Annotated in this window: 23 protein-coding genes; 8 read left to right on the top strand and 15 right to left on the bottom strand. The window is 60.0% G+C overall.

Going from position 1 to position 24,981, the window contains the following annotated elements; genetic code table 11:
* Positions 1-78: 78 nt before the first annotated feature.
* The 3 genes from AC0Z4S_RS04200 to mgrA all read left to right on the top strand — a co-directional run bounded on the left by AC0Z4S_RS04200 (position 79) and on the right by mgrA (position 4,735).
* Positions 79-2,304, top strand: a complete 2,226-nt coding sequence (locus tag AC0Z4S_RS04200; protein WP_485622175.1) for a TonB-dependent receptor — start codon at positions 79-81, stop codon at positions 2,302-2,304.
* 1 nt (position 2,305) lies between these two features.
* Complete coding sequence (locus tag AC0Z4S_RS04205) at positions 2,306-3,625, top strand: LLM class flavin-dependent oxidoreductase (protein WP_485622176.1); 1,320 nt, start codon at positions 2,306-2,308, stop codon at positions 3,623-3,625.
* 72 nt (positions 3,626-3,697) lie between these two features.
* Positions 3,698-4,735 carry an L-glyceraldehyde 3-phosphate reductase gene (gene mgrA / locus AC0Z4S_RS04210; protein ID WP_485622177.1) on the top strand — a complete coding sequence of 346 codons (1,038 nt, stop codon included), beginning with the start codon at positions 3,698-3,700 and terminating at the stop codon, positions 4,733-4,735.
* A 115-nt stretch (positions 4,736-4,850) separates the two neighbouring features.
* Here the strand turns inward: mgrA and tauD are convergent, their stop codons facing one another.
* The 7 genes from tauD to AC0Z4S_RS04245 form a co-directional block, all read right to left on the bottom strand.
* On the bottom strand, positions 4,851-5,693 hold the full coding sequence (tauD, locus tag AC0Z4S_RS04215) for a taurine dioxygenase (RefSeq protein ID WP_065615359.1): 843 nt from the start codon (positions 5,691-5,693) through the stop codon (positions 4,851-4,853).
* 139 nt (positions 5,694-5,832) lie between these two features.
* Positions 5,833-6,666: a taurine ABC transporter permease TauC gene (gene tauC / locus AC0Z4S_RS04220; protein ID WP_485622178.1), complete on the bottom strand. Its 834-nt coding sequence runs from the start codon at positions 6,664-6,666 to the stop codon at positions 5,833-5,835.
* Complete coding sequence (tauB, locus tag AC0Z4S_RS04225; protein WP_485622180.1) at positions 6,663-7,457, bottom strand: taurine ABC transporter ATP-binding subunit; 795 nt, start codon at positions 7,455-7,457, stop codon at positions 6,663-6,665. The genes tauC and tauB overlap by 4 nt, the downstream gene beginning before the upstream one ends.
* 16 nt (positions 7,458-7,473) lie before the next feature.
* The gene (tauA, locus tag AC0Z4S_RS04230; RefSeq protein WP_485622181.1) at positions 7,474-8,451 is read right to left on the bottom strand and encodes a taurine ABC transporter substrate-binding protein; all 978 of its coding nucleotides are present in this window, start codon (positions 8,449-8,451) and stop codon (positions 7,474-7,476) included.
* Between the two features lie 265 nt (positions 8,452-8,716).
* A complete protein-coding gene (gshA, locus tag AC0Z4S_RS04235; protein ID WP_485622182.1) occupies positions 8,717-10,300 on the bottom strand; it encodes a glutamate--cysteine ligase in 1,584 nt (527 codons plus the stop codon).
* Positions 10,301-10,546: 246 nt separating this feature from the next.
* Positions 10,547-10,930: a PaaI family thioesterase gene (locus AC0Z4S_RS04240; protein WP_485622183.1), complete on the bottom strand. Its 384-nt coding sequence runs from the start codon at positions 10,928-10,930 to the stop codon at positions 10,547-10,549.
* Complete coding sequence (locus tag AC0Z4S_RS04245; protein WP_485622184.1) at positions 10,930-13,254, bottom strand: Tex family protein; 2,325 nt, start codon at positions 13,252-13,254, stop codon at positions 10,930-10,932. The genes AC0Z4S_RS04240 and AC0Z4S_RS04245 overlap by 1 nt, the downstream gene beginning before the upstream one ends.
* Before the next feature lie 359 nt (positions 13,255-13,613).
* On the opposite strand from AC0Z4S_RS04245, the gene ompR reads away from it, so the two are divergent.
* Together ompR and AC0Z4S_RS04255 are read left to right on the top strand one after the other, a co-directional pair.
* Entirely contained in the window at positions 13,614-14,354 is a 741-nt protein-coding gene (ompR, locus tag AC0Z4S_RS04250) for an osmolarity response regulator transcription factor OmpR (RefSeq protein ID WP_253497942.1), read from the top strand.
* 113 nt (positions 14,355-14,467) lie between these two features.
* Positions 14,468-15,781: an ATP-binding protein gene (locus AC0Z4S_RS04255; protein ID WP_253497944.1), complete on the top strand. Its 1,314-nt coding sequence runs from the start codon at positions 14,468-14,470 to the stop codon at positions 15,779-15,781.
* An 88-nt stretch (positions 15,782-15,869) separates the two neighbouring features.
* Here the strand turns inward: AC0Z4S_RS04255 and rimK are convergent, their stop codons facing one another.
* Genes rimK through rimA form a run of 3 tightly spaced genes read right to left on the bottom strand, consistent with a single transcriptional unit; the run spans position 15,870 to position 18,048 of the window.
* Positions 15,870-16,775 (bottom strand): 30S ribosomal protein S6--L-glutamate ligase, encoded by a 906-nt coding sequence (rimK, locus tag AC0Z4S_RS04260; RefSeq protein WP_024011184.1) that lies wholly within the window; start codon positions 16,773-16,775, stop codon positions 15,870-15,872.
* On the bottom strand, positions 16,772-17,251 hold the full coding sequence (gene rimB, locus AC0Z4S_RS04265) for a retropepsin-like aspartic endopeptidase RimB (RefSeq protein WP_485622186.1): 480 nt from the start codon (positions 17,249-17,251) through the stop codon (positions 16,772-16,774). Before rimB ends, rimK begins: the two co-directional genes overlap by 4 nt.
* A 17-nt stretch (positions 17,252-17,268) precedes the next feature.
* Positions 17,269-18,048 carry a S6 modification regulatory phosphodiesterase RimA gene (gene rimA / locus AC0Z4S_RS04270; RefSeq protein ID WP_471878325.1) on the bottom strand — a complete coding sequence of 260 codons (780 nt, stop codon included), beginning with the start codon at positions 18,046-18,048 and terminating at the stop codon, positions 17,269-17,271.
* 116 nt (positions 18,049-18,164) lie between these two features.
* Here rimA and AC0Z4S_RS04275 point away from each other — a divergent pair, with 116 nt between their 5' ends.
* Positions 18,165-18,569, top strand: coding sequence for an RNA-binding S4 domain-containing protein (locus AC0Z4S_RS04275; RefSeq protein WP_253497949.1), 405 nt, complete (start codon positions 18,165-18,167; stop codon positions 18,567-18,569).
* 89 nt (positions 18,570-18,658) lie between these two features.
* On the opposite strand, the gene AC0Z4S_RS04280 is transcribed toward AC0Z4S_RS04275, so the two are convergent.
* Positions 18,659-19,459 (bottom strand): phosphatase PAP2 family protein, encoded by an 801-nt coding sequence (locus AC0Z4S_RS04280; protein ID WP_253497952.1) that lies wholly within the window; start codon positions 19,457-19,459, stop codon positions 18,659-18,661.
* 106 nt (positions 19,460-19,565) lie between these two features.
* Between AC0Z4S_RS04280 and hslO the strand changes: the two genes are divergently transcribed.
* Both hslO and AC0Z4S_RS04290 read left to right on the top strand, forming a co-directional pair.
* The gene (hslO, locus tag AC0Z4S_RS04285; protein ID WP_042608585.1) at positions 19,566-20,468 is read left to right on the top strand and encodes an Hsp33 family molecular chaperone HslO; all 903 of its coding nucleotides are present in this window, start codon (positions 19,566-19,568) and stop codon (positions 20,466-20,468) included.
* A 181-nt stretch (positions 20,469-20,649) separates the two neighbouring features.
* Entirely contained in the window at positions 20,650-22,191 is a 1,542-nt protein-coding gene (locus tag AC0Z4S_RS04290; RefSeq protein ID WP_485622188.1) for a phosphoenolpyruvate carboxykinase, read from the top strand.
* A gap of 114 nt (positions 22,192-22,305) precedes the next feature.
* Here AC0Z4S_RS04290 and nadS read toward each other — a convergent pair whose 3' ends face one another.
* The 4 genes from nadS to AC0Z4S_RS04310 all read right to left on the bottom strand — a co-directional run bounded on the left by nadS (position 22,306) and on the right by AC0Z4S_RS04310 (position 24,806).
* A complete protein-coding gene (nadS, locus tag AC0Z4S_RS04295; RefSeq protein WP_016772178.1) occupies positions 22,306-22,593 on the bottom strand; it encodes a NadS family protein in 288 nt (95 codons plus the stop codon).
* Between the two features lie 2 nt (positions 22,594-22,595).
* A complete protein-coding gene (locus tag AC0Z4S_RS04300) occupies positions 22,596-22,910 on the bottom strand; it encodes a type II toxin-antitoxin system RelE/ParE family toxin (RefSeq protein WP_065615365.1) in 315 nt (104 codons plus the stop codon).
* A 106-nt stretch (positions 22,911-23,016) separates the two neighbouring features.
* On the bottom strand, positions 23,017-23,316 hold the full coding sequence (locus tag AC0Z4S_RS04305; RefSeq protein WP_485622189.1) for a hypothetical protein: 300 nt from the start codon (positions 23,314-23,316) through the stop codon (positions 23,017-23,019).
* 347 nt (positions 23,317-23,663) lie between these two features.
* Positions 23,664-24,806: a hypothetical protein gene (locus AC0Z4S_RS04310; protein WP_485622190.1), complete on the bottom strand. Its 1,143-nt coding sequence runs from the start codon at positions 24,804-24,806 to the stop codon at positions 23,664-23,666.
* Positions 24,807-24,981 lie beyond the last annotated feature (175 nt).

A 24,981-nucleotide genomic window follows, 5' to 3' on the forward strand; every position in this document is an offset into this window, starting at 1 on the left:
AGCGAATGCCCAAGACAGATTCAGGCGCTGTCGTCGCAGAACGGCAGCGGTTCAGGGCCATTTTTCGAGCGGATACCTATGCGCAATTTTCCTGGGGCACCACACACACAGACGCAGTCGATTCGCGCGGCGGGCTGGATTTTCACCGGGCTGGCGGCGCTGCCGCTGCCCACGGCGTTTGCCGCTGACAGCAGCGATCAGGAACCGACGCTGAAATCCGTCACGGTGACCGCGACTCGCCGGGAAGAGTCGCTGCAGAAAGTACCGGTGGCAGTTTCGGTGCTCGACGGCGAACAGCTCGAACGCGACAACCGTAACGGCGTGGCGAGCATCGTTCAGCAAGTGCCGTCACTGAATTTCCGCACCGGCGCCTCGAACAAGGACACCTCGTTATTCGTGCGCGGCGTCGGCACCATTTCCACCTCACCCGGCGTCGAGCCGACCGTGGCGACGGTGATCGATGGCGTGGTGTATGCGCGGCCCGGTCAGGCCACGCTTGATCTGCTTGATCTCGAGCGCGTCGAAGTCCTGCGCGGCCCGCAAGGCACGCTGTTCGGCAAGAATGCCTCGGCCGGTGTACTCAACATCACCAGCAAAGCACCGACCGCCGAGACCCACGGCTACATCGATCAGTCGTACTACAGCGGCAACGAAAGCCGCACCCGTTTCGGCCTCGGCGGCAGCCTGATTCCGGATACGCTGAAGGGCTCGATCAGCACATTGTTCGGCACCTACGACGGTAACGTCGACAATCAGCACAACGGCCACGAGGTCAACGGTTACAACCATCGCGGCGTGCGCGGCAAACTCGAATTCACCCCGAACGATGACGTCACCTTCACCCTGATCGCTGACTACATGCAGTCCCACGACGACGCGCCCAATGGCGTCGTCAGCCAAGCGCTGACCCCGGCCTTCGCCAACGCGCTGAGTCCGGTGAATGCGACCAGCCACAACCGCAATATCAACACCGACACCCGCTCTCACATCGAGGACATCAACAAAGGCCTGTCCGGCCAGCTCGACTGGCAATTGGGTGATTACACGCTGACGTCGATCACGGCGTGGCGTGGCTGGGACAACACCCAGTATCAGGATGGCGATCGCCTCGGCACCGTGACTGCCGCGTTCCCCGGCACCGCAGACAAGGGCGATCTGGCCTTCGACCAGTATTCGCAAGAGTTGCGTCTGGCCTCACCGAAGGGTGAGTTTCTCGAGTACGTCGGCGGCCTGTTCTACATGCATGGCAAGGACGACGAGACCTACCGGCGCATCCTGACCACCACGACTCGCACCGACCGTGGCGTCGCCGACTACAGCACCACCAGCGACAGCTACGCGGTGTTTGGCGAGAGCACACTGAACTTCACTTCGGACTTTCGCGGCATCGCCGGCCTGCGCTATACCCACGATGATCTGGAATACGATCACCGTCGCGTATCCACCTCGGCCACCACGGTCAGCGGCATTCAACCGGCGACGAGCAGTTCAGGCTCGGTGGACGAAGACGGCTGGTCCGGTCGCCTCGGTTTGCAGTACGACCTGAGCGATACCGTCACCACTTACCTGACCTATTCGCGCGGTTACAAAGGCCCGGCCTACAACGTGTTCTTCAACACGCAACCGCGCGATACCGAAGCCCTGAAACCGGAGACTTCCAATACCTGGGAGGCGGGGATCAAAGCCACTTCGTGGAACAATCGCCTGACCACCAATCTGGCGATCTTCCACAGCGAGTACGACAACTATCAGGCGAACTTTTTCGACACCGTCGCCGGGCAAGTGGTGACGCGGTTGATCAACGCCGGCAGCGTCACCAGCGAAGGCGTCGAACTCGATTACGCCCTGCAAGCCACCCAGCAGCTGAAACTCTCCGGCGCACTGGCCTACACCCGCGCACGCATCGACGAATTCGCCTGCCCGGCCGGCGCGGCGGCGTCGTGCAACGTCAACGGCAAACCACTGCCGTTCAGCCCGGACTGGAAAAGCTACGTGCGCGCCGACTACACAATCCCACTCGACAATGGCCTCGATATTGAATTGGGTACCGACTACAGCTGGCAAAGCGAAGTGCAGTACGACATCAGCCAGAACCCCGATACCAAGCAGGGCGCCTATGGGCTGTGGAACGCCAGCGTCGCCCTGGCCGATTACAGCAACGGCTGGCGCGTCGCCCTGCTCGGCAAGAACCTCGCCGACAAATCCTATTCGCCGTTGCTGGCCAGTGGCGGCAGCTACATCTATCGCGCCGTGCCGCGCGATGACGAACGCTACTTTGGCGTGCAACTGCGCAAGGATTTCTGAGATGAGCCGACAGATGAAACTTGGTGCCTTTCTCATGGCCACCGGGCACCACGTGGCAGCGTGGCGGCACCCGGATGTGCCGGCGGATGCGGGGCTGGATTTCGCCCATTACAAACGTCTGGCGCAAACCGCCGAAGCGGCGAAGTTCGATGCGCTGTTTGTCGCCGACAGCGTCGCCGCACCGACCCAGGACATCGCCAGCCGCATGGCGCGCTCCGATCACTTCGAGCCGCTGACGTTGCTCTCGGCACTGAGCGCGGTGACCGAGCACATCGGCCTGATCGCCACGGCCACCACCAGTTATAACGAGCCGTACCATGTGGCGCGCAAGTTCGCCTCGCTCGATCATTTGTCGGGCGGACGTGCCGGATGGAATCTGGTGACTTCGGACAACGCCGCCGAGGCGCTGAATTTCGGCCGCGACGCACACATCGGCCATGCCGAACGCTACAGCCGCGCCCGCGAATTTCATCAGGTGGTCACCGGGCTCTGGGACAGTTGGGAGGACGATGCCTTCCACCGCGACAAGGCCAGCGGCGCCTATTACGATCCGCAGAAGCTGCATGTGCTCGATCATGTCGGTGAACATTTCCGGGTCAAAGGCCCGCTGAATGTCGCGCGCTCGCCACAGGGGCAGCCGGTGATTGTCCAGGCCGGATCGTCCGAAGCCGGGCGTGAGCTGGCCGCGCAAACCGCTGAAGTGGTGTTCACCGCACAGACTTCGCTGGCCGCCGCTCAGGCGTTTTACGCCGATATCAAGGGACGCTTGCCCAGGTTCGGACGCAGTGCCGATTCGCTGAAAATCATGCCTGGGGTTTTTGTGGTGGTCGGTGCCAGTGAGGCCGAAGCGCAGGAAAAGTGTGAAACGTTTCAGCAATTGGTCGAACCCGAGGTGGGCGTCGCGCTGCTTGGGCGTATGCTGGGCAACTTCGACTTATCGAAGTACCCGCTGGACGGGCCATTGCCAGAGTTGCCGCTGACTGACAGCGGTCAGCAGAGTCGACAGAAACTGCTGACCGAACTGGCGGGTCGAGAGAAGCTGACCCTTGCCGGACTCGGTCGCAGGATCGCCGGCGGGCGCGGGCATTACAGCCTGGTCGGTACGCCGGTGCAGATTGCCGATCGCCTGCAGGAGTGGTTCGAGCAAGGCGCGGCGGACGGCTTTAACGTGCTGGTGCCGCACCTGCCGGGCGGGCTCGAAGATTTCGCCAACGGCGTAGTGCCGGAACTGCAACGGCGTGGCTTGTTCAGAACTGAATATGAAGGCCGCACGTTGCGGCAGAACCTGGGCCTGACTCGACCCGGCAATAGATTTGCGTAACACCCTTCGCGAGCAGGCTCGCTCCCACACGAGCAATCGACACCCATTTCAAGACAGACAAGAGAGGATTCGATGACCTACACCGCTGCCGAAAACCGCTACGACTCCATTCCCTACCGCCGCGTCGGCCGCAGCGGTCTGGTGCTGCCGGCCTTGTCGCTGGGCCTGTGGCACAACTTTGGTGACAGCACACCGATCGACACCCAGCGCGCCTTGCTGCGCACCGCGTTCGATCTGGGCATCAACCATTTCGATCTGGCCAACAACTACGGCCCGCCGTACGGCAGCGCCGAGGTCAATTTCGGGCGCCTGCTGCGCGAAGACTTCAAGCAATACCGCGACGAACTGATCATCTCCAGCAAGGCTGGCTGGGACATGTGGCCTGGCCCGTACGGCCAGGGCGGCGGATCGCGCAAATACGTGCTGGCGAGCCTCGACCAGAGCCTGCAACGCCTCGGTCTGGACTATGTGGATATCTTCTATTCGCATCGCTTCGACCCGGACACCCCGCTGGAAGAAACCGCCAGCGCCCTCGCCACTGCCGTGCAGCAAGGTAAGGCGTTGTACATCGGTATCTCGTCTTACTCAGGCGTGAAAACCCGCCAAATGGCTGAGCTGCTGAAAGAGTGGAAGGTGCCGCTGTTGATTCATCAACCGGCGTACAACCTGCTCAATCGCTGGGTGGAAAAGGATCTGCTCGATACCACCGATGAGCTCGGCACGGGCGTCATCGCCTTCACGCCACTGGCACAGGGCTTGCTCACCGACAAATACCTCAACGGCGTGCCGGCCGATGCACGGGTCAATCGCCCGGGCGGCGGTTCGTTGCAGGCGTCGCATTTGTCCGAAGCGAACATTGCCCATGTGCGCGCATTGAATGAAATCGCCAAACGTCGCGGCCAGAGCCTGGCGCAACTGGCGCTGGCGTGGACGCTACGTGACCCAAGGGTAACCTCGGCGTTGATCGGTGCGAGCCGGCCGGAGCAGATTATCGAGAACGTCGGCGCGCTGAAGAATCTGGATTTCAGCGCTGCAGAGCTGGCGGAGATCGATCGGTTTGCCCAGGAGGGCGGGATCAATCTTTGGGAGAAGCCTTCGACGGCGGAATAAGTTTCAAGCTCAAAAAGCTTTCGCGAGCAGGCTCGCTCCCACAGGGAAATGCGTTCCAATGTGGGAGCGAGCCTGCTCGCGAAGGAGCCGGTTCAGGTAATGAAGATGTCGGTAATTACCGAAAAAACGGCACATCCCCCAACACCGTCGCGCGCTGCATCACCCGCCGTGCCGGGCGGTAATCGTCCACCGCGTAATGCTGGGTCACGCGGTTATCCCAGAACGCAATGTCGTCTTTCTGCCAGCGCCAGCGAATGGTGAATTCCGGCCGGGTCGCGTGGGCAAACAGAAACTTCAGGATCGCCTCGCTCTCGGTTTCCGAGAGCTCATTGATCTTTGAGGTAAACCCTTCACTGACGAACAGCGAGCGCCGTCCGCTCACCGGGTGCGTGCGAATCACCGGGTGCGACAGCGGTGGATTCTTGCGCCGCGCCTCTTCCCACTGGGCCAGCGCCTCCGGCGTATTGCCATAGCGCTCCAGTGGAAACGAACGGGTGAAGTCATGGGTGGCGGTCAGCCCTTCAAGCAGGGTTTTCATCGGCGCCGACAACGCTTCATACGCGGCGATACCGCTCGCCCACAAAGTGTCGCCACCGAATTCCGGCAGCAACTTGGCGCTGAGCACGGCGCCCATCGCCGGCGTCGGCAGGAAGGTCACGTCGGTGTGCCAGATCGCGTTATCGCGCACGTCGGTGACGGCGGTGTCGAGGATCAGTACTTCCGGTTGCTCCGGCACGTTCGGGTAGATCGGATGAATGTGCAGGTCGCCGAAATAATGTGCGAAGCGTGCCTGCTGTGCCGGCTCGATCGGCTGGTTGCGGAAGAACAGCACCTGATACTTGAGCAGCGCCTGCTCGATGGCGTCGCGGTGTTCCAGGCTCAGCGGCTGGCTGATGTCGACGCCGCTGATCTGCGCGCCGAGGGCCGAGCTTAACGGGGTGATGTTGAGGGTGCTCATGGTCTTTCTCTTCAATTCGGTGAAACCACCCTTTGTAGGAGCTGCCGAAGGCTGCGATCTTTTGATCTTGTTTTGGTAAAAATCAAAGTCAAAAGATCGCAGCCTTCGGCAGCTCCTACATGTGTGATTCAAAAATGCTTCAGTGCGCCTGGCCGTGCCACGGCACCAGTTTGCGCTGCAAGGCGCGCAGGCCCATTTCCATGGCGAAGGCGATCAGGGCGATGACCAGAATCCCCAGCACCACCACGTCGGTGACCAGAAATTGCGCGGCCGACTGCACCATGAAGCCAAGGCCACTGGTGGCCGCGATCAGTTCAGCGGCGACCAGGGTCGACCAGCCAACTCCCAGGCCAATGCGCACGCCAGTGAGAATGTCCGGCAAGGCGCTGGGCAAAATCACATGGCGAATCAGCTGAGCGCGGGTCGCGCCCAACGACTGCGCCGCGCGCAGTTTTGCCGGATCAACCGTGCGCACGCCAGTCGCGGTGGCGATGGCAATCGGCGCAAAAATCGCCAGATAGATCAGCAGCACTTTCGACAACTCGCCGATGCCGCACCAGATCACGATCAGCGGCAGATACGCCAGCGGCGGGATCGGGCGATAGAACTCGATCAGCGGATCGAGCACGCCACGGGCGATGCGGTTGGCGCCGATGGCGATGCCCACCGGCACGGCGGTCAGGATGGCAAAAGCCAGGCCCAGACCAATGCGGCTCAGGCTGGCGCCCAAGTGCTGCCACAACGTCGAATCCATGTATCCGGAAGTCGCCAGCAGCCAGCCCTTTTGCAACACGGCAGAAGGTGGCGGCAGGAACAGCGGTTCGATCAGGCCGGTAGCGGTCACCGCCCACCAGATCGCCAACAGGCCGAACAGGGTCAGCAGGCTGATCCAGCGCGTGCTGAGGCTACGGCGTGCCGGAATGCTCACCGAAGGGGTTTTCACCGCCGCAGCGGAAACGTCGTAACTGCTCATGCGCGCTCCTGCCGGGGTACGGCGCTGCGTTGCGAGAAGACTTTGCTCAGCACGTGTTCGCGGGTTTCGATAAAACGCGGATCGGATTTGATCGCGCGGGCCGACTCGCCAGCGGCGTAGCGCTGACCGAAATCCAGATGCAGACGCTCAACGATCTGCCCTGGATTGGGTGCCAGCAGAATCAGGTCTGTGGCGAGGAACACCGCTTCTTCAATGTCGTGGGTAATCAGGAAAACCGGCTTGGCCGTGCGTTGCCAGACTTGCAGCAACAGCTCCTGCATCTGTTCGCGAGTGAACGCGTCGAGGGCGCCGAAGGGTTCGTCCATCAGCAGCACGCGCGGGTCGGCGGCGAGGGCGCGGGCGAGGCCGACGCGTTGTTTCTGGCCACCGGACAATTGCCAGATGCGCCGGTCTTCAAAACCGGCGAGATCGACCAGTACGAGCATTTCCCGGGCGATTTTTTCCCGCTTGTCCTTGCCGACACCGGCCAGTTCCAGGCCGAAGGCAACGTTGGCCAGCACGTCCTGCCAAGGCAGCAAGGCATCGTCCTGAAACACCACGCCGCGTTCGGCGCTCGGGCCTTTGACCGGCACGCCGTCAAGGGTGATGCGCCCGGCACTCGGCCCGACGAAACCGGCAATCAGGTTCAACAGCGAAGTCTTGCCACTGCCGGACGGGCCGAGGGCGACCAGCAACTGCTGTGGCCCCAGGGTCAGAGAAATATCCGCCAGCACCGGCTTTGGGCTGCCCGGGTACTGTGCGCTGATGCGCTCCAGCTGTAGCAAGGCCATCGCTGTTATCTCCCGATCAGTTGGTGATGTATTTGGCGCTGACGTACGGCGCGTAGTCCGGCAGCACGGCTTCGACCTTGCCCTGCTCCTTGAGGAAAGCAGCGGTGTCGGTGATCGCTTTGATGGTCGGCGCGCCGAGGTCACTGACCTGATCCGCCGCCAGCGGATAGACGTTGCCCTGCAGCAGCAACGGGATGTCGCTGGCCTTGGCGCCGGACAGTTTGACCAGCTTGTCGACGTTGGACTGACTCGCCAGCCACGCTTTCGGGTCTTTGCGGTAGTCGGCGTAGGCGTCGAGGGTGACCTTGGCGAACGCGGTGACGATTTCCGGATGCTTCTCGGCGAAGTCCTTGCGCACGATCCACGCATCGAAGGTTGGCGCACCGAACTTGGCCAGCTCGCCGGAAGTAATCAGCACTTTGCCGTTTTCCTTGGCCACACCCAGTGCCGGATCCCACACGTAAGTGGCGTCGATGTCGCCGCGTTTCCACGCGGCGATGATCGCTGGCGGCGCGAGGTTGAGCACGGTGACTTTCGACGGATCGATGTTCCAGTGCTTGAGCGCGGCGAGCAGGCTGTAATGCCCGGTGGACACGAACGGCACGGCGATTTTCTTGCCGATCAGATCCTGCGGCGTTTTGATGCCGGAACCGTCGCGCGCAACCAGCGCTTCAGCGGCGCCGATCTGCGTGGCAATCAGGAAGGTTTCCACCGGCACTTTGCGGGTGATCGCGGCGGTCAACGGGCTCGAACCGAGGTAGCCGATCTGCACATCCCCGGAGGCGATGGCGGCAATGATGTCGGCACCGTTATCGAACTTGCGCCAGCTGATGTCGGCCTTGGTGGCTTTCTCATAGGCACCGTCGGCCTGAGCGACTTTCGCCGGGTCGACGGTGGTCTGGTAGGCAACGGTGAGATCGGCCGCCTGGGCCAGGAAGCTTGCAGCGGCCAGCGAGGCGGCGGCAAGCAGGCGAAGCGGGAAATTCAGTTTCAATTGGGAGCTCCAGATCAGGCGACCGAATGTCGGCGTGAAAGGAGACTAAATGATCTAAGAATCGAGAAATAAATAACTTTTTCGAATGAGCTTATGAGCGGAAAAATCTAAGCAGGTGACTGATCGTTCCCACGCTCTGCGTGGGAATGCAGCCGATGACGCTCCGCGTCGAAAGCAAAGATCGCAGCCTTCGGCGGCTCCTACATTGGACTGATGTTGAACCTGTAGGAGCTGCCGAAGGCTGCGATCTTTTTACTGACAATGTTTAGTTACTGATCGCCAGGATGCTCGCCTGATACGCGCCGACAAACACGTCGAAATCGCCGACTTCGTTCTGCTCAAGCTCGGTCTGCTGTGCCAGGGATGCCCGGGCCAGTTCTTCAAACTTCGCTTGCTCGTCAGCCGCCAGCGGTTCGCTGCGGAAGAACTCCGCATGCGCCTGGCTCTGGCGCAGGGAGAACTGCGCGAAGCTTTCCTTGTGCTCGGCCATGGCGGCCAGCACCTGCGCCGAGGGCGTCAGGGAAGGGTCGTTGACCTTGGCCAGTTGCGCATCCAGCGCCTTGCTGTGGGCATCGCCGCCGACGCTCTGATCGAGCATCGCCGCCAGCGGAGCAATCTGCTCGAGCAGCTCGGCCGCCCATTGCTTCATCTCGACCGGCTGACCGTCACGCTGCAATTGCAGGCCTGGACGGCGGCCTTCCTTGACCACGCTGAGGAAGTTCGAGGTGGCGTTGCCGCACGAAGTGTTGGTCAGCAGCGGGCTGTCGTTCAGCGCGCAGTACAGCAAAAAGGCGTCGATGAAGCGCGACTCGGTGATGTCGATGCCCATCGGCAGGAACGGGTTGATGTCCAGGCAGCGCACTTCGACGTATTGAATGCCGCGCGCCATCAGCGCCTGGATCGGCCGTTCGCCGGTGTAGGTCACGCGTTTCGGGCGGATGTTGGAGTAGTACTCGTTTTCGATCTGCAGGATGTTGGTGTTGAGCTGTACCCACTCGCCATCCTTGTGCGTGCCCACTTCAACGTACGGCGCGTAAGGCGTGGCCACCGCTTCGCGCAGGCTGTCGGTGTAGCTGGCCAGATCGTTGTAGCAGGGCGTCAGGCCGGCCTGAGCGTTGCTCTGATAACCGAGATCGCTCATGCGCAGGCTGGTGGCGTACGGCAGATACAGCGTGTCCGGATCGAGCTGTTCGAGCTGATGCGAACGCCCGCGCAGGAAACCGGCATCCAGTGCCGGCGATGCGCCGAACAGGTACATCAGCAGCCAGCTGTAGCGGCGGAAGTTGCGGATCAGCGCGATGTAGGACACCGACTGGAAATCGCGATCGGTGCCGACGAAACCTTCGGCCTCGCGCAGCAATGGCCAGAGCTGTTCCGGCAGGGAGAAGTTGTAGTGAATCCCGGCGATGCATTGCATGGTCTTGCCGTAGCGCAGGGCCAGGCCCTTGCGATAGACGTACTTGAGCTGACCGATGTTGGAGGTGCCGTAATAGGCGATCGGAATATCTTCCTCGGCCGGCAACGGGCACGGCATCGATGGACTCCACAGGTACTCGTTGCCGAGCTTGCTGTAGGCAAAGCGGTGAATCCTGTCCAGGCTCGCCAGCGTGTCGGCAGGATCCGGCAGGGCGGGTGTGATGAATTCCAGCAGCGATTCGGAGTAGTCGGTGGTGATCTGTTCGTTGGTCAGCGCGGAACCCAGGGCTTCGGGGTGCGGCGTTTGCGCCAGGCGACCTTCACTGGTCACACGCAGGCATTCACGTTCGATACCGTGCAGGCACTGCTTGAGCAGAGAGAGGTGGGCGCGCTCGCCGAGCAGAGCCAGGCGGCGGTTGAGAAGTTCGCTCAATTTGGATTCCTTCACGCGTCAGTCGCCCCAATATGGGGGTGGGCAGGACGGTCTACAAGGGTGAAGTTGAAACTGGCGTTATCGCCTGGTTTTCTAGCCTGTCAGCCGCACACATAACCCGTAGGAGCTGCCGCAGGCTGCGATCTTTTGATCTTGCTGTCGAAAAACAAAATCAAAAGATCGCAGCCTGCGGCAGCTCCCACAGGATTCGTTGCGCCGAAATTAACTCAAAATGATGAGCAACATCTACAGGACAGCGAAGGTGCCTTGCGCTTTTGCGACCAGTTTGTCGCCCTGCATGACCTCGGCTTCGACCACCAGCGTGCGCCGGCCCGGGTGGATCACCCGGGCCGTGCACAGCACCTCGCCGTCGGAAACGGCGCGGATGTAGTTGATCTTGCACTCGATGGTTGCGCTCTGCTGATCGAAGCCATGGCTGCTGGAACAAGCCAGGCCCATGGCAATGTCGACCAGACTGAACAGTGCGCCGCCATGCAGTTTGCCGCCACGGTTGCGCAGTTCGGGCTCAAGCGCCAGGGCGACTTGCGCCACCCCGGTTTCGATGCTGTGCAGGCGGCAGCCCAGCAGTTTGAAAAACGCGCTCTCGACGAGCCCGGCCGGCATTTCCATCAGCGTTTCTTCAACTGCTTGGCGTTGGCGAACAGCGAGGCCATCGCGTTGTTCACCGGCGCGGCGGTCGCGGTTTCCTTGCGCGGCGCGTTGCCCGAAGACTGGCGCGGTGCCGAGCCCGGACGCGAGCCACGGGCGCCGTCGATCTTCTCGCCCGGAGTGTCGCTCATGCGCATCGACAGGCCGACGCGTTTGCGCGGGATGTCGACTTCCATGACCTTCACTTTCACCACGTCACCGGCCTTCACCGCTTCACGCGGATCTTTGATGAACTTCTCCGACAGCGCCGAGATGTGCACCAGACCGTCCTGATGCACGCCGATATCGACGAATGCACCGAACGCCGTCACGTTGGTTACTACGCCTTCAAGGATCATCCCCAGTTGCAGATCCTTGAGGTCCTCGACGCCTTCCTGGAACTCGGCGGTCTTGAACTCCGGACGCGGATCGCGACCGGGTTTTTCCAGTTCCTGGAGGATGTCGGTAACGGTCGGCAGACCGAAGGTTTCGTCGGTGAATTTCTTCGGATCCAGGCGCTTGAGGAACGCGGCATCGCCGATCAGCGAGCGGATGTCGCGGTCGGTTTCCGCAGCAATGCGCTGCACCAGCGGATAGGCTTCCGGGTGCACCGCCGAGGAGTCCAGCGGGTTGTCGCCGTTCATCACGCGCAAGAAACCGGCGGCCTGTTCGAAGGTTTTCTCGCCCAGTCGCGCGACTTTCTTCAGCGCTGCACGGGTCTTGAACGCGCCGTGTTCGTCACGGTGAGCAACGATGTTTTGCGCCAGCGTCGCGTTGAGGCCGGAAATCCGCGCCAGCAATGCCACGGATGCGGTGTTCACATCGACACCGACGGCGTTCACGCAGTCCTCGACCACGGCGTCCAGACCGCGCGCCAGTTTCAGCTGCGAGACATCGTGCTGGTACTGGCCGACACCGATGGATTTCGGATCGATTTTCACCAGCTCGGCCAGCGGATCCTGCAGGCGACGGGCGATCGACACGGCTCCACGGATCGACACGTCGAGATCCGGGAATTCCTTGGCTGCCAGTTCCGACGCCGAGTACACCGAGGCGCCGGCTTCGGACACCATGACCTTGGTCATCTTCATCGCTGGATATTTTTTGATCAGCTCGATCGCCAGCTTGTCGGTCTCACGGCTGGCGGTGCCGTTGCCGATGGCGATCAGGTCAACCGAGTGCTTGGCGCATAGCGCGGCGAGGATGGCGATGGTCTGATCCCATTTGTTGTGCGGCACGTGCGGGTAAACCGTGGCGTGGTCGAGCAGCTTGCCGGTCGAATCGACCACGGCCACCTTGCAGCCGGTACGCAGGCCCGGGTCGAGGCCCAAGGTTGCGCGCGGGCCGGCCGGAGCGGCCAGCAGCAGGTCATGCAGGTTGTGCGCGAAAACGTTGATCGCTTCGGTTTCGGCGCCGTCGCGCAACTCGCCCAGCAGGTCGGTTTCCAGGTGGGTGTAGAGCTTGACCTTCCAGGTCCAGCGCACCACTTCACTGAGCCACTTGTCCGCCGGGCGGTTCTGGTTCTGGATGCCGAACTGCTGGCCGATCATGCCTTCGCATGGGTGCATGGTACCGGGCAATTCATCGCCGACCTTCAGCGCGGAGCTGAGGATGCCTTCGTTGCGGCCGCGGAAAATCGCCAGGGCGCGGTGCGACGGCATGCTTTTCAGCGGCTCGTCGTGTTCGAAGTAATCACGGAACTTGGCGCCTTCCTCTTCCTTGCCGGCGATGACGCGGGCACTGAGGATCGCTTCCTGCTTGAGGAAATTACGCAGTTTTTCCAGCAGGGCGGCGTCTTCGGCGAAACGCTCCATGAGAATGTACTTGGCGCCTTCCAGCGCAGCCTTGACGTCGGCCACGCCTTTTTCGGCATCGACGAAGCGCGCGGCTTCGGTTTCCGGCGACAGGTTCGGGTCGTTGAACAAGCCGTCGGCCAGTTCGCCGAGGCCGGCTTCGAGGGCGATCTGGCCCTTGGTGCGGCGCTTCTGCTTGTACGGCAGGTACAGGTCTTCGAGGCGCGTCTTGGTGTCGGCGAACTTGATGTCACGCTCGAGGGCCGGGGTGAGTTTGCCTTGCTCTTCGATGCTGGCGAGGATGCTGATGCGCCGTTCGTCGAGTTCTCGCAGGTAGCGCAGGCGCTCTTCCAGATGACGCAACTGAGTGTCATCGAGGCTGCCGGTCACTTCTTTCCGGTAACGGGCGATGAAGGGAACGGTAGAACCTTCATCGAGTAGCGCGACGGCCGCTTCGACCTGTTGTGGGCGTACGCCGAGTTCCTCGGCGATGCGGCTGTTGATGCTGTCCATAAAACCACCTGACATAGTATGAAAAGCAGGCTCACAGGCACGCAGATAAAGGCCTGGAGGCTGATTGAGCGGCTGAAAGATTGCCGCTGCCTGGATCAAGAGGCTGCCCATTGACCCGTGAAATCGAACAGTTGCTGCACATGGCCGGAAAAAATACCGGCCACTTACGGTAACGATTCAGACGTTGCCTGGCGCAAAACGCCGCGCATTATAACCAGCGTTCTGTCATTCGGGGGCGTCGCAGTCTGTAGGCATAAACCCCGGTTTTCTGGCAGTGAAGGAAAAATCTGCTAACAATGCACACGGTGCGTATAACGGCAGCTACGCCATAATGCGCGCCGAGCTAAAAGGAGCATCCAATGAGCAGCACTGCACAAACGGCTGAAGGCGAAAAAATTCTTATCGTGGATGACGATCCGGGGCTGAGCAGCCTGCTGGAGCGTTTCTTCGTCAGCAAGGGCTACCGTGCCCGTACCGTTCCGAACACCGAGCAGATGGATCGTCTGCTGGCGCGTGAAGTGTTCAATCTGGTCGTTCTCGACCTGATGCTGCCGGGCGAAGACGGCCTGACCGCTTGCCGCCGCCTGCGTGGCGCGAACAACCAGATTCCGATCATCATGCTCACCGCCAAGGGCGATGAGCTGAGCCGTATCAAGGGCCTTGAACTGGGCGCCGATGATTACCTGGCCAAGCCGTTCAACCCGGACGAGCTGATGGCGCGGGTCAAAGCGGTCTTGCGCCGTCAGGCCGCACCGGTACCGGGCGCGCCGGGCAGCGAAGACGAAAACGTCACCTTCGGTGATTACGTGTTGTCGCTGGCCACCCGCGAACTCAAGCGTGGCGACGAAGTGCACATGCTCACCACCGGTGAGTTCGCTGTACTCAAGGCTTTGGTGATGAACGCGCGTCAGCCGCTGACCCGCGACAAGCTTATGAACCTGGCTCGTGGCCGTGAGTGGGATGCGTTGGAGCGTTCCATTGACGTGCAGATCTCGCGTCTGCGCCGGATGATCGAGCCCGATGCGTCGAAACCGCGCTACATCCAGACCGTCTGGGGCGTGGGTTACGTGTTCGTACCGGATGGCGCCGCCACCAAGTGATCGGTGATTTGTAGGAGCGGGTCTGCCGGCTCTGGTCGCCTGACCATTGCCACAGACTCGCAATCCGCAATATGCGAGCATTGCTCGCTCCTGCAAGTGTGTAGCGGTTAAAGATGAAAACCCCCGTCTGGTTCCCCCAAAGCTTTTTCTCTCGCACCCTTTGGCTGGTGCTTATCGTCGTGCTGTTTTCCAAGGCGCTGACCCTGGTTTATCTGTTGATGAACGAGGACGTGCTGGTGGATCGCCAATACAGTCACGGCGTCGCTCTGACGCTGCGCGCCTATTGGGCCGCCGACGAAGAAAACCGCGCAAAAATTGCCGATGCCGCGACCCTGATTCGGGTGGTCGGCGCCGGTGTGCCGGAAGGCGAACAGCACTGGCCTTACAGCGAAATCTATCAGCGTCAGATGCAGGCGGAACTGGGTGCCGACACCGAGGTGCGGTTGCGCATGCACTCACCACCGGCACTGTGGGTTCGCGCACCCAGTCTGGGTGATGGCTGGCTGAAAGTACCGTTGTATCCACATCCGCTGCGCGGCCAGAAAATCTGGAACGTGCTCGGCTGGTTCCTTGCCATCGGCCTCTTGTCGACAGCGTCGGCATGGATTTTCGTCAGCCAGCTCAACCAGCCATTGAAGCGTCTGGTCTATGCCGCGCGGCAACTTGGCCAGGGCCGTAGCGTGCGCCTGCCGATCAGCGACACGCCGAGCGAAATGACCGAGGTTTACCGCGCGTTCAACCAGATGGCCGAAGACGTCGAACAGGCCGGGCGCGAACGCGAGCTGATGCTGGCGGGGGTGTCCCACGACTTGCGTACGCCGCTGACACGCTTGCGCCTGTCGCTGGAACTGATGGGCGACCACACCGACCTCACCGACGACATGGTCCGCGACATCGAAGACATGGACGCGATTCTCGATCAGTTTCTCGCATTCATTCGCGACGGTCGCGACGAGTCGGTGGAAGAAGTCGACCTCAGCGATCTGGTGCGTGAAGTGGCCGCACCGTACAACCAGAACGAAGAGAAAGTGCGCCTGCGCCTGGAACCGATCCAGCCTTTCCCGCTGCGTCGGGTTTCGATGAAGCGTTTGCTCAACAACCTGATCGGCAACGCCTTGAACCATGCCGGTGGCAGCGTTGAAGTCGCGGCTTATGTTTCCGGTGACGTCAGCGCGCCGTATGTGGTGCTGAGCGTAATGGACCGTGGCGCCGGGATTGATCCGTCCGAGCTCGAAGCGATTTTCAACCCGTTTACCCGAGGTGATCGGGCTCGCGGTGGCAAGGGCACCGGGTTGGGGTTGGCGATCGTCAAGCGGATTGCCGCAATGCATGGCGGCAATGTTGAATTGCGCAACCGGTCCGGCGGTGGGCTTGAGGCGCGGGTGAGATTGCCGTTGGGGTTGATGTTGCCCCGGGATGCTGTGTAACGGCTGAAAAAAAGATCGCAGCCTTCGGCAGCTCCTACTGGAAATGCATTCCCCTGTAGGAGCTGCCGAAGGCTGCGATCTTTTGCTTCTAACCCTTGCCTTTGGTGCGGGTCATATTCGGCCCGCCATTTTTTTCAAGATGCTCGATGATGATCCCGGCCACATTCTTCCCGGTGGTGGTCTCAATCCCTTCCAGTCCCGGCGACGAATTCACTTCCATCACCAGCGGGCCGTGATTGGAACGCAGAATATCCACACCCGCCACCGCCAGGCCCATGACTTTGGCGGCGCGTAACGCGGTCATGCGTTCTTCCGGAGTGATCTTGATCAGGCTGGCGCTGCCGCCACGGTGCAGGTTGGAACGAAACTCGCCCGGCTTGGCCTGACGCTTCATCGCCGCGATCACCTTGTCGCCGACCACGAAGCAGCGGATGTCTGCGCCGCCAGCTTCCTTGATGTATTCCTGAACCATGATGTTCTGCTTCAGGCCCATGAACGCTTCGATCACCGATTCTGCCGCCGTGGCTGTTTCGCACAGCACCACGCCGATGCCCTGAGTGCCTTCAAGCACCTTGATCACCAGCGGTGCGCCGTTGACCATGGCGATCAGGTCGGGAATGTCATCCGGCGAGTGAGCAAAACCGGTAACCGGCAAACCGATCCCGCGCCGCGACAGCAACTGCAGCGAACGCAATTTGTCCCGCGAACGGGCAATCGCCACCGACTCGTTGAGCGGGAACACACCCATCATCTCGAACTGACGCAACACCGCGCAGCCGTAGAACGTCACCGACGCGCCGATCCGCGGGATCACCGCGTCAAAACCTTCCAGCGGTTTGCCGCGGTAATGGATCTGCGGCTTGTGGCTGGCAATATTCATGTAGGCGCGCAAGGTGTCGATCACCACCATTTCATGCCCGCGCTCGATTCCGGCTTCGACCAGACGGCGGGTGGAATACAGACGCGGATTACGCGACAGCACAGCGATCTTCATGCAACACCTGTGGAGGAGGTAGATACCGGGAACACCGGCTTGTCTTGTACATACTTGACGCCCGGATTGACCACCAACTGGCCATCGATCAGGGCTTTGGAGCCGAGCAACAGGCGATAGCGCATGGACTTGCGGCAGGCCAGGGTGAATTCCACCGGCCAGACCCGATCACCCAGGGCCAGCGTGGTGCTGATCACGTAGCGCACCTGCGCATGGCCATTGGAGCTTTTGATGGTTTTGCGCGTGACCAGCGGTGCTTCGCAGCGGCGGTGACGCAATTGCACCACCGTGCCCAGGTGCGCGGTGAAGCGCACCCATTTCTCGCCGTCGCGTTCGAACGGTTCGATGTCGGTGGCGTGCAGGCTGGAAGTGCTGGCGCCGGTGTCGATTTTCGCGCGCAGGCCGGCGACTCCCAGGCCAGGGAGCGCCACCCACTCGCGCAGACCGACAACGGTCAAATGATCAAATGTCTTCAATGAAAAAAACCAAGGGGTTAACGCTTCCAGGCCTCGTCCGGCACCTGGGGCAACGCTTTGAAAGCAGGTTTGGCGAACCAGTAGCCCTGCATCAGAAATATTCCACAGTCCGCGAGGAAATCCCGTTCCCCGACGCTCTCGATGCCTTCGGCAATGACTGTAACGTCCAACTCCGCACACATTGTGACAATCCCCCGCACGATCACCTGACGGACACGGTCTTGATCGACATCGCGGATCAGCGCCATGTCGAGTTTGATCAGGTCCGGTTGGAAATCCGCCAGCAGATTGAGCCCCGAATAGCCGGCACCGAAATCGTCGATGGCGGTCTTGAAGCCGAATTCGCGGTATTCACGCAGAATATTGGTCAAATGGCGATAATTATCTACGTGCTCGATTTCCAGGGTTTCGAAAATCAGCCGGTCGATCGGAAAGTTGTGTTTACGAGCGGCCTCCAGCGTGCTGCGAATGCACAGCTCTGGACGGTAGACGGCGTTGGGCAAAAAGTTGATCGACAAGTGTGTCTGCATATTAAGGTTCGCCGCACCTTCGATGGCGCGGGTCCGGCAGAGCTGGTCGAAACGGTAGCGATTGTCTTCTGTAACCTGATTTAACACGGACAGTGCGCCTTCTCCTGCCACGCCTCGCACCAGCGCTTCGTGGGCAAACACGGACTGATCGCGCAGGTCGACGATCGGCTGGAAGGCGAAGGCAAAATCGAAGTCCAGCGGCTCGCTTTGCTGGCAGCCCTGGCAACCGCCGTTGGGCGAGGTCAATGAAGTCGGAAATTTTGTCACTCGGTCACTCCAGGCCGGTCATGCGGCGAAGATCACAGTCTATCTGGTGGGCCGGGTTCTTGCGCCCGACAGAAACGGTAGTACAGTTCCGACTACTGGCTGAACGAGGAATTCATATGGCGCAGAAACAGGAGGAGGACGACAAGGTCCGTCTCGATAAATGGCTATGGGCGGCGCGCTTCTACAAGACTCGTGCCCTGGCCAAAGCAGCGATTGAAAGTGGCAAGGTGCATTGTCGCGGCGAACGCTGCAAACCGGGCAAGGAGCCACGCATAGGCGATGAGTTCGAGATTCGCACCGGCTTCGAAGTGCGCACCGTGAGGGTCGAAGCGTTGTCGATCGTGCGTCGTGGCGCACCCGAGGCGCAGACCCTGTATGCCGAGACCGAGGCGAGTATCGCCAAGCGTGAAGCGGCTGCGGCGATGCGCAAGGCAGGGTCGTTGGGCGTGAGCACCGATGGCAAGCCGAGCAAGAAGCAGCGGCGCGATCTGTTCAAGTTTCGCGGTAGCAACGACGAGTAAAAAGATCGCAGCCTGCGGCAGGTCCTACAGTTGGAATGCGATCCCAGTAGGAGCTGCCGAAGGCTGCGATCTTTTCGAGGTTCCACCATTTACCGGGCGGAAATTACACTCATCCGCGACACCAGCGGCAACTTGCCCAACAGCGCGAAAACCGGCGCGGTCAGCTTCAACCAGAAGTTCGACGCGTGCCAGGCAAACGGCGTGTAGTAACCCCAGCCCAACGCCCATACCGCCAGCAGCACGCCACCGATGTAGTCGTCCTGGCCCCAGTGCGCGCCAGCCACCAGACGCGGCAACATGAACAGCACTGCCAGACCCCAGACCGTCAAAAACTGGCCTACGGTGCGGCTGAACACGCCCATGAACAGCGCCCAGATCAATAGCACCGAAGCATGATCCCCGGGAAAGCTCTGGCCCGAACGGTCCTTCAGCTCCCAGGTTTTTTCCAGGTGAGGAAAATAATCGCTGATGTGCACAGCACCCTCGATCACCATCGACGGGCTGCTGTGCTGCCAGCCCATGTGATCGGCGAATTTGGAAAACAGCGCGCGAATCACCACCATCAACAGCAGGATCGAGAAAAAACCGAAGAATGCGCGGCGCACGTCGATCGCCCTGAAGACCCAGTCGCCCTTGATCAGCAGCGTCAGCAAAATGAGTCCGACGACGATGTCGAACGGGCGCAGACTTGCAATTGCCCAGATGTGGAGCCATATCGGGTTGCTGGCCAGTGGTGCATTGAGCGAGCGGAACAGCCACTCGTCGAAAATCACACACAGCATCTGGCCCGTAGGCCATAACCAGAAAGCCAGTAGCGCCAACGGCACTACGTTACACAGAACCAGCCGGCCGAGGTTCCACCTTGATTGGAACAAACCCGGATTGTTCATAAAATGCCTCCCATGGCGAAAAGCGCCGGCACCAAAAAAAGTGCCAGCAAGCGCAAATTTTCACGTTTTGTAACCATTTTGTCATCACATTCAGATACCCAGACCTATGACCGACCTAGCGGATACCGATTTCACTCAACGCTTCATCTTCGATGACAGCGACACTCGCGGCGAACTGGTAGCGCTGGAGCGCAGCTACGCCGAAGTCCTTGCCAAACACCCGTACCCGGAGCCGGTCGCGCAGTTGCTCGGCGAACTGATGGCGGCCGCGTCGTTGCTGGTCGGCACGCTCAAGTTCGATGGCCTGCTGATCTTGCAGGCGCGTTCGGAAGGGCCGATTCCGCTGCTGATGATCGAGTGCTCCAGCGAGCGCGAAATCCGTGGCCTGGCGCGCTATGACGCCGAGCAGATCGCGGCTGACGCCACCCTCAGCGACCTGATGCCGAACGGCGTTCTCGCCCTGACTGTCGATCCGACTGTGGGCCAGCGCTATCAGGGTATCGTCGACCTCGACGGCGAAACCCTCTCGGATTGCTTCACCAATTATTTCGTCATGTCGCAGCAAGTCGGCACGCGCTTCAAGCTGTTCGCCGACGGTCGTCGTGCCCGTGGCCTGCTGCTGCAGCAATTGCCCGCCGATCGCTTGAAAGACGAAGAAGAACGGGCCGCCAGCTGGCAGCACCTCACCGCGTTGGCCAGCACTCTGAGCGCCGATGAACTGCTCAGCCTGGACAACGAAACCGTGCTGCATCGCCTGTACCACGAAGAGCAAGTGCGCCTGTTCGATGTGCAGCATCTGCGTTTCAGTTGCAGCTGCTCGCGGGAACGCTCCGGCAATGCGCTGGTCAGTCTGGGGCTGGAAGATGCGCTGGCGCTGGCAGCCGAGCAGGGCGGCAAAGTCGAGATCGATTGCCAGTTCTGCAATCAGCAGTACCTGTTCGATGCGGCCGATATTGCTCAATTGTTCGCTGGCGCGGGCGTCGATACGCCGTCAGATACCCGTCACTAAAACGGTTCAGCGCAGGTAAATTCACTGCGGAATGACGGAATATCGCCGTTACGACGGGAGGACCCTACTCTTTTTGGGCTTTTCTGGCATAATCCGGCCCACTTTTTTCGCGGTAGTAGTGCACGACTTTCTACTACAAAACGTTTGGAGCACACTCGGCCACTGGCCGACGGGGAACCTCATGACGCAAGCCAATAACGCCGTGTACACCGATCTGAGTGTTGATGATCTGGTAAAAGAAGCCCTGAATCGCGGTGAAGGCGAGCTTGCCGATACCGGCGCTCTGGTTGTTCGCACCGGTCACCGCACCGGCCGTTCGCCAGTCGACCGTTTCATCGTTGAAGAGCCTTCCACCCAGGCCGCTATCGCCTGGGGCCCGATCAACCGCAAGTTCCCGGCCGACAAGTTCGATGCGCTGTGGGCTCGCGTCGAGGCCTTCAACAACGCGCAAGAGCACTTCGTGTCCCACGTGCATGTAGGCGCGGCGGAAGATCACTACCTGGCCGTGAAAATGACCACGCAGACTGCCTGGCAGAACCTGTTCGGTCGTTGCCTGTTCATCAACCCGGCCCAGTACAACCCGGCTGGCCGCGAAGAATGGCAAGTGCTCAACGTCGCGAACTTCGAGTGCGTGCCTGAGCGTGACGGCACCAACTCCGACGGCTGCGTGATCATCAACTTCGCGCAGAAGAAAGTGCTGATCGCCGGCATGCGTTACGCCGGTGAGATGAAGAAAGCCATGTTCTCGGTGCAGAACTTCCTGCTCCCGGCCGCTGACGTGCTGCCAATGCACTGCGCTGCCAACATCGGCGAAGATGGCGACGTGACCCTGTTCTTCGGTCTGTCGGGCACCGGTAAAACCACCCTGTCCGCCGACGAAAGCCGTTACCTGATCGGTGACGACGAACATGGCTGGGGCGAAGGCGTGGTGTTCAACATCGAAGGCGGTTGCTATGCCAAGTGCATCGACCTCTCCGAGAAGAACGAGCCGGTCATCTGGAAAGCCATCAAGCACGGCGCGGTGCTGGAAAACGTCGTTATCGACGACGCCAAGCACGCCGACTACGCCGATGTCAGCCTGACCCAGAACAGCCGCGCCGCGTATCCGCTGGAGCACGTTGCCAAGCGTTCCGAGAAGAACCTCGGTGGCGAGCCAAACGCGGTGATCTTCCTGACCTGCGACCTGACCGGCGTACTGCCGCCAGTGTCGATCCTCAACGAAGAACAAGCGGCCTACCACTTCCTGTCCGGCTACACCGCACTGGTGGGCTCGACTGAAATGGGTTCGGGCAGCGGCATCAAGTCGACGTTCTCCACCTGCTTCGGCGCACCGTTCTTCCCGCGCCCGGCTGGCGAATACGCCGAGCTGCTGATCAAGCGCATCCGCGGCTTCGGCTCCAAGGTCTACCTGGTCAACACCGGCTGGACCGGCGGCGGCTACGGCGTCGGGAAACGCTTCAACATCCCGACCACCCGCGCAGTGATTGCCGCGATCCAGAGCGGCGCGCTGATCGGCGCAGCCACCGAACACCTCGACACCATCAACCTCGACGTGCCACTGGCCGTACCGGGCGTCGACACCAACCTGCTCAACCCACGCAATACCTGGGCTGATAAGGCTGCGTATGACGAGGCAGCGAAAGCCCTGGCCGGTCTGTTCATCGAGAACTTCAAGAAGTTCGAAGTGAGCGACGCGATCAAGGCGGCTGGGCCGAAGTTGTAAGTATTGGTTTGCAGTGAATGAAAAAACCGCCCTTTGGGGCGGTTTTTTATTTTCGATTTGAAATGCAGCTCGGTTGGCCTCAAAGACTTGGCTTGGTTACTTCTTCAGAACCTGTCAATCAGCCAGTGCACTCAGCACATGGACAGGATCGTTATGAATTGCCTTGAGTAGCGCTTTTGCCGGCCCCGTCGGCTGACGACGACCTTGCTCCCAATTGCGTAACGTCCCGAGCTGGACATCAATCAAGGCTGCGAACTTTGCCTGCGTCATTCCCGTCGCTTTGCGAATCTGTTTAACCTGTAATGCATCCACATAAAATTCGCGGGAAGGTTTTTTTTCACCCCGGAGAATCTCATCCATTTCCTGCACGCTTTCCATCAGCTCATCAAAAAACTTGCTCATGGTTACCTCCAGTTTCCAATCATAGCCTTCAGTGCTTTCCGTTCATCATGGGTAAGATCCTGCTGCTCATTTTTTGAATAAATCATCAAGAACGCGATCTGTGATGCTGAAACGAAGTGGTAGTAGATAACCCGTGCTCCACCTCGTTTGCCGTGGCCTTTGGAGGCGACTCGTGCTTTACGCACCCCGCCAGTCCCTTCGATTACATCGCCAATAGACGGGTCTGCGACCAGCTGCTTTTGAAAGGTGGCGTAGGCATCGTCGTCCAGTAACTCTCTTACTCGGCGGGTGAAGACAGAAGTCTCAATAAAAATCATGGTCAATGTACGCCAGTGACTTACTTTCAGGCAATGCTGAAGTGTTGATAACGAGGACTGGTGCCCGGTCGCCGACAGATGATCGGCGGTGATCAGGCTGCTCGGCTTAGGCCGGCGCTTTCCAGTTGAGCATTTGTGTCTGTGCGACTTGCAGCAGGTCGCAGCCGTCCTGGGTCAGTAGATAGAGGGCGTGGGTGATGTGGGGGATGTCTTCGACGTCGGCTTGTTTGAAGCTCAGGCAGTACAGGGTTTGCAGAAGGTCGCTGGAGGCGCGCAGGCGCTGGACGGCGCACTCGAGGATGTCTTGCGGGTTGGCTTGCGTGTCGATGATCAGCGGCTTGCTGTCGGTGAGATTTGATTCGAGTGGGCGGTAGCGATCGGCGGTGAATTGATTCCAGGTTTTCATTGGCTTTGCCTCGTTTTGCGTCATGAGAATCCGCACCCACCGTGACCAAGCGATAGGTGGCGGACTGCGTTCGGGTTGGTCAACCGATGAGGCATTCACAACCGGCACGCCCGAGGGCGTCCCGAACACAGCCGCCATAAAGCGTGCTGACACAAAAAGCGCCAGCAGCATACAACGACTGTGAATGCACATCTAATATGGGTGACCAAGCCCAAGTCGCTGAACAGACAGCGACAGCCACGACTATAGGTTCGCACCGCCAGCTCGCGATAGCCGACAAGGCGTCACGTGAAGTAGGAACGGGACGAACTATTTGCCGGAAGTTGCTATCGATTCTTCAACGTTTTTCAACGCAGATGCTGGTAGCCGGAAATGTCCAGCAGGCTCGTGGTGAGTCCGGTTGCTGGCCGGTAGATCGTGCCTTTCACTGCCGAGAAGGGCACACCCTTGCTGCCCAGCGAGACAGAGCGCTCACCTTTGTCCAGCTCGGTGAACCAGGTGTAGGACTGATTGTGCATCTTCTTGTAACGTGCTTCGTTGCTAACGATTGCGCCGGTGAAGCGTCGCAGGTCGGCATCGCTCAGGTTGAGGGTTTTGGCCAGTGGCACGCCCCAGCGTTTGAGGCAGGTTTCCGCCAGATGGCGAACGATGCGGCCTGGTTCGATCAGCGCATTGAGGTCGCTGCTGCTGGTCGGCTCGCCCCCGAGTGCGGTGGCGTTGCCGGCGAGGGTAGCGTGGCGACCAGCCATTGGATAAATCGAGGTTTGCGTGCCTGTAGCAGTCTGCGGGATCACGCAACTGAACCCTTTGGAGCGTTCGTCACGGGCATAGAACGCAATGTACTCCTTGACATTGGATTGGAGTTTGACGCGGTGTTCCTGAAAGTTGCCGATCCCCGGAACCGGATCAATTGCAAAGATATTCACTGGAATATGCTTGAGTGCAGCGTCCTTGAACATTGCATTGGCCAACATGTGGCAACTGACTCCGCCGCGGCTCCAGCCAACAAGATTGATCCGTGCAGGAATTACTCCGCCCTTGCGGAAAGTCCTGATGATTTGCTCCTGTAACTTCTGTTGGGTGATGCTGCGATCGCCATAGTTATATTTGCGCCAGAACCAGGAACCCTCGACTTTCACATCTTCAATCGGAATGCCTGCGCTTTTCAGGCGGTTATATTCCTTTTCAGTCAGTTGAATGCGTTGCCAGTCGCACTTGCCTTTGATGATGTTCATGGCGTGCTGTACGTTTTCGTCCCAGCCTTTACCAAACAGCGTCCCGGACAGCCCGTAGGCCTTGGTTTTGGTAAATAGATCATCGGCTTGCAGATTGCCACTGCCCGGGCCATCCACCACGATCCAGTCAGCGAACTCGCGGCCGGTGTGGTTTGCCGCGAGTGTCGAAACAATTTCGCCATCCCAGAAGTTTTTATGGTGGACATCAAACTTGTTGGAGCCGGTGCCGCAGAAAAAGATTGTTAAAGTTGTCATTTCGTTGCTCTTGCTTATGAATAAGAGCGGCCAAGTTAGTTTGAGAGGTCGTTATAAATAAAGCGCGCTGTTGTATCCGCGTTTGTACTTTGAAGTGTGTTATGTATATGTAGTTGAGCTTTTCGAAAGTTTGTTGAGGTGTTTCGATTGTTACGCGCTTCGTTTCGCTTCCCAT

The organism is Pseudomonas sp. 1L-B-1-E-C1, from assembly GCF_057291835.1.

What these genes read in the sequence shown, in the direction of transcription:
- AC0Z4S_RS04300 (WP_065615365.1), bottom strand. Translation starts at nt 22,910, where the DNA reads ATGATTTTTATTGAGACTTCTGTCTTCACCCGCCGAGTAAGAGAGTTA.
- tauD (WP_065615359.1), bottom strand. Translation starts at nt 5,693, where the DNA reads ATGAGCACCCTCAACATCACCCCGTTAAGCTCGGCCCTCGGCGCGCAG.
- AC0Z4S_RS04290 (WP_485622188.1), top strand. Translation starts at nt 20,650, where the DNA reads ATGACGCAAGCCAATAACGCCGTGTACACCGATCTGAGTGTTGATGAT.
- tauB (WP_485622180.1), bottom strand. Translation starts at nt 7,457, where the DNA reads ATGGCCTTGCTACAGCTGGAGCGCATCAGCGCACAGTACCCGGGCAGC.
- rimK (WP_024011184.1), bottom strand. Translation starts at nt 16,775, where the DNA reads ATGAAGATCGCTGTGCTGTCGCGTAATCCGCGTCTGTATTCCACCCGC.
- AC0Z4S_RS04205 (WP_485622176.1), top strand. Translation starts at nt 2,306, where the DNA reads ATGAGCCGACAGATGAAACTTGGTGCCTTTCTCATGGCCACCGGGCAC.
- AC0Z4S_RS04245 (WP_485622184.1), bottom strand. Translation starts at nt 13,254, where the DNA reads ATGGACAGCATCAACAGCCGCATCGCCGAGGAACTCGGCGTACGCCCA.
- AC0Z4S_RS04255 (WP_253497944.1), top strand. Translation starts at nt 14,468, where the DNA reads ATGAAAACCCCCGTCTGGTTCCCCCAAAGCTTTTTCTCTCGCACCCTT.
- tauC (WP_485622178.1), bottom strand. Translation starts at nt 6,666, where the DNA reads ATGAGCAGTTACGACGTTTCCGCTGCGGCGGTGAAAACCCCTTCGGTG.
- nadS (WP_016772178.1), bottom strand. Translation starts at nt 22,593, where the DNA reads ATGAGCAAGTTTTTTGATGAGCTGATGGAAAGCGTGCAGGAAATGGAT.
- ompR (WP_253497942.1), top strand. Translation starts at nt 13,614, where the DNA reads ATGAGCAGCACTGCACAAACGGCTGAAGGCGAAAAAATTCTTATCGTG.
- mgrA (WP_485622177.1), top strand. Translation starts at nt 3,698, where the DNA reads ATGACCTACACCGCTGCCGAAAACCGCTACGACTCCATTCCCTACCGC.
- AC0Z4S_RS04310 (WP_485622190.1), bottom strand. Translation starts at nt 24,806, where the DNA reads ATGACAACTTTAACAATCTTTTTCTGCGGCACCGGCTCCAACAAGTTT.
- AC0Z4S_RS04240 (WP_485622183.1), bottom strand. Translation starts at nt 10,930, where the DNA reads ATGGAAATGCCGGCCGGGCTCGTCGAGAGCGCGTTTTTCAAACTGCTG.
- AC0Z4S_RS04200 (WP_485622175.1), top strand. Translation starts at nt 79, where the DNA reads ATGCGCAATTTTCCTGGGGCACCACACACACAGACGCAGTCGATTCGC.
- AC0Z4S_RS04280 (WP_253497952.1), bottom strand. Translation starts at nt 19,459, where the DNA reads ATGAACAATCCGGGTTTGTTCCAATCAAGGTGGAACCTCGGCCGGCTG.
- hslO (WP_042608585.1), top strand. Translation starts at nt 19,566, where the DNA reads ATGACCGACCTAGCGGATACCGATTTCACTCAACGCTTCATCTTCGAT.
- AC0Z4S_RS04305 (WP_485622189.1), bottom strand. Translation starts at nt 23,316, where the DNA reads ATGAAAACCTGGAATCAATTCACCGCCGATCGCTACCGCCCACTCGAA.
- AC0Z4S_RS04275 (WP_253497949.1), top strand. Translation starts at nt 18,165, where the DNA reads ATGGCGCAGAAACAGGAGGAGGACGACAAGGTCCGTCTCGATAAATGG.